Annotated in this window: 6 protein-coding genes and 1 pseudogene; all 7 read right to left on the bottom strand. The window is 64.4% G+C overall.

The genetic code is table 11. The features are described 5' to 3' along the window. Positions 1-1,432, bottom strand: a 1,432-nt coding sequence (gene fusA / locus V7Q39_RS19090; protein ID WP_333818196.1) for an elongation factor G, incomplete at its 3' end; no start/stop codon positions are given. Positions 1,433-1,441: 9 nt separating this feature from the next. Further along, positions 1,442-1,912 (bottom strand): 30S ribosomal protein S7, encoded by a 471-nt coding sequence (gene rpsG, locus V7Q39_RS19085; RefSeq protein WP_137110177.1) that lies wholly within the window; start codon positions 1,910-1,912, stop codon positions 1,442-1,444. An 11-nt stretch (positions 1,913-1,923) separates the two neighbouring features. Next, a complete protein-coding gene (gene rpsL, locus V7Q39_RS19080) occupies positions 1,924-2,295 on the bottom strand; it encodes a 30S ribosomal protein S12 (protein ID WP_125325006.1) in 372 nt (123 codons plus the stop codon). Between the two features lie 268 nt (positions 2,296-2,563). After that, the gene (locus V7Q39_RS19075) at positions 2,564-3,442 is read right to left on the bottom strand and encodes a DMT family transporter (RefSeq protein ID WP_333818194.1); all 879 of its coding nucleotides are present in this window, start codon (positions 3,440-3,442) and stop codon (positions 2,564-2,566) included. 174 nt (positions 3,443-3,616) lie between these two features. Further along, positions 3,617-3,949, bottom strand: coding sequence for a type II toxin-antitoxin system RelE/ParE family toxin (locus V7Q39_RS19070; protein ID WP_333818193.1), 333 nt, complete (start codon positions 3,947-3,949; stop codon positions 3,617-3,619). Continuing rightward, positions 3,949-4,293, bottom strand: a complete 345-nt coding sequence (locus V7Q39_RS19065) for a hypothetical protein (protein ID WP_333818192.1) — start codon at positions 4,291-4,293, stop codon at positions 3,949-3,951. The genes V7Q39_RS19070 and V7Q39_RS19065 overlap by 1 nt, the downstream gene beginning before the upstream one ends. Positions 4,294-4,374: 81 nt before the next feature. After that, positions 4,375-5,226, bottom strand: a pseudogene (locus V7Q39_RS19060) (DNA-directed RNA polymerase subunit beta'); the annotation flags it as partial.

Here is a 5,226-nt window from a genome sequence, read left to right as displayed (position 1 = left end):
GGTCGACGAGGATGTCGAGGTGAAGTTCGCCCATGCCCTTCATGATGGTCTGGCCCGATTCCAGGTCGGTCTCGACGCGGAACGACGGGTCTTCGGCAGCCAGGCGAGCGAGGGCGAGGCCCATCTTCTCCTGGTCGGCCTTCGACTTCGGCTCCACGGCGATCTCGATCACCGGCTCGGGGAAGGTCATGGTTTCCAGAACCACCTGGTTCGCCGGGTCGCACAGGGTGTCGCCGGTGGTGGTTTCCTTCAGGCCCGCCAGCGCGATGATGTCGCCCGCGAAGGCTTCGTCGATTTCCTCGCGGTTGATGGCGTGCATCATCATCATCCGCCCGACCCGTTCCTTGCGGCCCTTGGTCGAGTTCGCCATCTGGTCGCCCTTCTTGAGCTGACCGGAATAGATGCGGGTGAAGGTGAGCGAGCCCACGAAGGGGTCGTTCATGATCTTGAACGCGAGCGCGGAGAAGGGCTGCGCGTCATCGGGCTTGCGCTCGATGTTGCGGGTTTCCGTCTCGTCGCCGGGGGCAAAGCCCAGGTAGGGCGGGATGTCCAGCGGCGAAGGCAGATAGTCGATCACCGCGTTCAGCACCGGCTGCACGCCCTTGTTCTTGAAGGACGACCCGGCGGTGACCGGAACGAAGGCCATCGCCAGCGTGCCCTTGCGGATCAGCGCGCGGAGCGTGTCCTCGTCAGGCTCGTTGCCTTCGAGATAGGCTTCCATGGCGGCGTCGTCTTGCTCGACCGCCAGTTCGACCAGCTTGCTGCGCCATTCTTCGGCCACGCCCTTCAGGTCGGCGCGGATGTCGCGGATGTCCCAGGTCGCGCCCAGGTCTTCACCGTGGTAGACCCATTCCTTCATCAGGACGAGGTCGACGATGCCTTCCAGCTTGTCCTCGGCGCCGATCGGCAGGGCGATCGGGCAGGGGGTCGCGCCGGTGCGGTCCTTGATCATCTGGACGCATTTGAAGAAGTCGGCACCGATCTTGTCCATCTTGTTGACATAGACGATGCGCGGCACCTTGTAGCGGTCAGCCTGACGCCACACGGTTTCGGTCTGCGGCTCGACGCCGGCGTTGGCGTCCAGCAGGCAGACGGCACCGTCGAGCACCGCGAGCGAGCGTTCGACTTCGATGGTGAAGTCGACGTGGCCGGGGGTGTCGATGATGTTGAAGCGGTGCTTCTTCGAGGTCGGCGAGGTGCCGTCGATGGTCTTTTCCCAGAAGGTCGTGGTCGCGGCCGAGGTGATGGTGATCCCGCGTTCCTGCTCCTGCTCCATCCAGTCCATCGTGGCGGCGCCGTCATGGACTTCGCCGATCTTGTGGGACTTGCCGGTGTAGTAGAGGATGCGCTCGGTCGTCGTGGTCTTGCCCGCGTCGATATGGGCCATGATCCCGAAGTTGCGGTAGAGGTCGAGCGTGTATTCGCGTGCCATGATGTCCTCTTACCAGCGGTAGTGGCTGAACGCCTTGTTCGCGTCTGCCATCTTGTGGGTGTCTTCGCGCTTCTTCACGGCGGTGCCGCGGTTCTGCACGGCGTCGGCCAGTTCGGCGGCCAGACGCTCTTCCATCGTGTTTTCGTTGCGCTTGCGGGCGGCGGTGATCAGCCAGCGGATCGCCAGCGCCTCACGGCGTTCGGTGCGCACTTCGACGGGGACCTGGTAGGTCGCACCGCCGACGCGGCGGGAGCGGACCTCGACCGAGGGCTTCACGTTGTCGAGCGCTTCGTGGAAGGCTTCGACGGCGGGACGCTTCAGACGGGTCTGGACGCGGTCGAGCGCGCCGTAGACGATGCCTTCGGCGACGGATTTCTTGCCGTCCAGCATCAGGTTGTTCATGAACTTGGTGACCACCCGGTCGCCGAACTTGGCATCGGGCAGGATTTCGCGCTTTTCGGCGGCGTGACGACGGGACATCTGTTATCTCCTCACTTCGGACGCTTGGCGCCGTATTTCGAACGACGCTGACGACGTTCCTTCACGCCCTGGGTGTCCAGAACGCCGCGGAGGATGTGGTAACGCACACCCGGAAGGTCCTTGACCCGGCCGCCACGGATCAGGACGACAGAGTGTTCCTGAAGGTTGTGCTTTTCGCCGGGGATGTAGGAGATGACCTCGAAACCGTTGGTCAGGCGCACCTTGGCGACTTTCCGCATGGCCGAGTTCGGCTTCTTCGGGGTGGTGGTGTAGACGCGGGTGCAGACCCCACGTTTTTGCGGGCAGGATTCCAGGTGCTGGGACTTGGACTTCCGCGGCGCTGCTTCCCGGGGCTTCCGGATCAGCTGTTGAATCGTCGGCATTCACGTTCCTCGTTTCGATACTCGCCCCCTAGCCGTCGGGGGCGCCGCTTCTCGACCGTGCCTTGCGCGAATCGCAAAACACGAACACCGCACCCATCCCCGGTGGGGATGACGCGGTGGACTTCCAGAGGATCGGGGTGCATCACACCCGGATCATGACCACTTCAAGCGCTCTGAGCCCTTGGCCCGGTCGCGACCGGATCTTCGGGTTGGCGGGCGTATAGGAGGAATCGCGGGGGGTGTCAATGCGGCCCCCCTGCCCTGCCGGTCAGGCTGTCCGGCGGCGAAGGGCCCGCTCGCGCCAGAGGGTGAAGAGCCCTGCGGCGACCACGATGGCGGCGCCGGTCAGGGTCCACACATCGGGCAGGTTGCCGAAGACGAGGAAGCCTAGGGCGATGGCCCAGAGGAGCGAGGTGTAACGGAAGGGCGCGACAAGGCCGATATCGCCGTGGCGCATCGCGGCGACCGAGGTGAGGTAGCCGACGATCAGGAACAGCCCCGCGCCGAGGATACGGGCGGCCTCCCAGCCGGTGGGGGTCTGCCAGCCCTGGAAGATCGTGCCGGTCCAGCCCATGAGCGTGACAGCGACGGCGGCGCCGAGGGCGACGAGCGAGGTGGGGATATGGCCTTGCAGGGGCCGGACGGAGAGGTCGCGCACGACCACGCAGGCGACCGAGGCGAGGCCGAGGAGGGACCAGCGGTCGAAGCCCTCGGTGCCGGGCCGGATGATGATCAGGACGCCGATCAGGCCGACGAGGATCGCCGTCATCCGCCGCCAGCCGATCCTGTCCCCGTAGACCAGCGCTGCGCCGAGGGTGATCAGCAGCGGCAGCGCCTGGAGGATGGCCGAGAGATTGGCGATCGGCATGTGCAGGAGCGCGGTCAGGAAAGTGATCGTCGCGGCCACATCGGCAAGCGAGCGGAGGAGAATGAAGCCCGCGTCGCGGCGGTTCGGGCGGAAGGCGAAGGCGCCCGTGGCGAGGGCGAGGATGGTGAGGCCGATGACGGCGATCATCCCGCGCAGGCCGATGGTCTGGTAAAGCGGCAGGCTCTGCGTCACCGATTTCATGAAGGTGTCATTGACGGTGAAGGCGGCCATAGAGGCACACATCAGAAGGATGCCGCGGAGGTTCTCGGAGGGGGGCAAGTCGCGGGTCCTTCACCTGATCAGGCTTGGGTAGCAGGCGGCAGGGGGAAGGGGAAGTGCCCGCGCGCGGGCAGATTTTCGGGGCGTTTGAAAACAAGAGGTTAGGTGCAGGCGTTAACCGGGTGGAAAGGTTTGGTTCCATGGAAGTTACGGCAGCGCTTTCACCATGGCCTGCTAGAATTCGGCGTCTTTCCTGCCCTTTCCCTGAGCCATCCAGTCCTGCCCGCCAAAGGCAACCAATGCGATCTGAAGCAGGTCGCGTTGTGGGTTCAGGCGAAACACGACAGTCAAACGATTGCCCCGCCCGCCATGGCGGACCAGCCAACCTTCGAGTGCCCCCGAAAAACGGATGCCCGAGCTAGGGTTTGCGGCAATGCTGCGTAGCAACGCGTCGATTTCGTCAAGCCGTCGTTCAGCGGCAGCGAAGTCGCCGTTCGTCACCTCGACGATATGTTCGACAATCCCGATCAGATCCCGCTCGACCAGAGGGTGCCTGCTTTGCCGCATCAGAGCTTTGTGCGCTTCTCGTTCCTCTGCCGCAATGCGGCGAGATGATTGCGGGCGTTGAAGGTAAATTCGCCCAGCGGAGCCACCGGTTCCCATTGATCGGGCGGCAGGGCCAGGCGCCGCTGCACCTCGGCTTCGAGCAAAGCGCGGTCGCGTTCTCTGGCCGCCTTGGCCCGTGCCAGTTCACCAGAAACCGCAGCGCTGACGTTCGGGTATTCTCCAGCCTCGACAAGATCGCGCGCAAAGGCAAAGGCCGCATCGGTGAAGCTGACGCTCTGCTTGTGGACACTCATCGCCGCCTCTTGTTGGTGTTCCGGTGGAGCACCGTAGCAGGCCACCTGCATCCCGGCAACGTTGCAGACAAAAAAGAACCCCGCCGGTCCTGCGACCGGCGGGGGTATCGTCTTGCCCGAAGGCCGCGCGGCTTAATCGCGGCTTTCCACCGTGTCGACCAGGCCCGTGTCGAGATCGGCGTCGAGGTCCGGTTCCATCACCGCCATCGGGGCGGCCAGGGCGGCGGCTTCTTCGGCCTCCGACCGGCGCGCTTCGATGACCGTGTGGTCGCGGTCGGCGGCGATCTTCTTCACGCGGCTGGTCGCGCCACCCGTCCCGGCCGGTATCAGCCGGCCGACGATGACGTTCTCCTTGAGCCCCAGAAGCTTGTCGCGCTTGCCCTGCACCGAAGCCTCGGTGAGGACGCGGGTCGTCTCCTGGAACGAGGCCGCCGAGATGAAGCTGCGGGTCTGCAAGCTTGCCTTGGTGATCCCGAGGAGGACCGGCTCGGCTTTCGCCTCGCGGCCGCCACGGGCATTGGCCTTGGCATTCTCTTCGTCCAGTTCGATCTTCTCGACCTGTTCGCCCTTCAGAAGCGTGGTGTCGCCCGAGTCGAGGATCTCGAACTTCTGCAGCATCTGCCGGACGATGACCTCGATGTGCTTGTCGTTGATCTTCACGCCCTGCAGGCGATAGACGTCCTGCACTTCGTCGATCATGTAGTTGGCAAGCGCCTCGATCCCCATGATCCGCAGGATGTCGTGCGGAGCCGGGTTGCCGTCCATGATGTAGTCGCCCTTCTGGACGAAGTCGCCTTCCTGAACCGGAATGTGCTTGCCCTTGGGGATCATGTATTCGACGGCGGTCAGCGTCTCATCGACCGGTTCCACGGTGATGCGGCGCTTGTTCTTGTAGTCCTTGCCGAAGCGGACATAGCCGTCGGTTTCGGCGATGATCGCGTGATCCTTCGGACGACGGGCCTCGAACAGTTCCGCCACGCGGGG

It is taken from the genome of Tabrizicola sp., assembly GCF_036781545.1.
GTDB lineage: Bacteria > Pseudomonadota > Alphaproteobacteria > Rhodobacterales > Rhodobacteraceae > Tabrizicola.
Note: the sequence above shows the minus strand (reverse complement) of the source record. Positions and strands in the feature narration are given on the sequence as shown.